At 40.8% G+C, this 698-nt stretch carries 1 protein-coding gene; it reads left to right on the top strand.

The features are described 5' to 3' along the window. Positions 1–24: 24 nt before the first annotated feature. Positions 25–698: transposase (locus ACVPON_RS10200; RefSeq protein ID WP_462878536.1), on the top strand; the 674-nt coding region annotated here is incomplete at its 3' end.

Raw genomic sequence — 698 nt, 5'->3', positions numbered from 1 at the left:
AAATAACTCATTAGAAAGACTCATATGGAACAACTAAATCTTATCACAAATTTTCTCAGAATTAAAGACAAAAATATCGTTATCACTAATGAATATGATACGGGAACTCACTTAGAACTCCACGGTCACTTAGATTACTCAGCCCCTAAATGCCCTTCCTGCAAGGGACAAATGGCTAAATACGATTTCCAGAAAGCCTCCAAAATCCCCTATCTAGAAACGGCTGGATACCCTCTACTTATCCGTCTTAGAAAGCGTCGATTCAAGTGCAAGGAATGTGGGAAAATAGCAGTCGCTGAAACTCCTCTTGTTAAGAAAAACCATCAAATCTCTGTCGCAGTTAACCAGAAGATCGCCCAATTACTCATCGAAAATCAAGCAATGACACATATTGCACACAGGCTATCTATCTCAACATCATCAGTTATGAGAAAGCTCAATGAGTTCAAGTTTGAAACAGATTGGAACACCTTACCTGAGGTGATGAGCTGGGACGAGTATGCCTTCAAGAAGGGGAAGATGAGCTTTATCGCTCAAGATTTCAACTCCCTAAACGTCATTGCCATCCTCAACGGAAGAACGCAAGCAACCATCCGAAACCACTTTCTACGCTATCCTAGACAAGTCAGAAATCGGGTCAAAGTCATTACCATGGATATGTTTAGTCCCTACTACAAATTGGCTAGACAGCTATTTCC

It is taken from the genome of Streptococcus sp. 1F3, assembly GCF_054968985.1.
The sequence above is the reverse complement of the archived record's forward strand: the minus strand, read 5'-3'. Positions and strand labels throughout refer to the sequence as shown.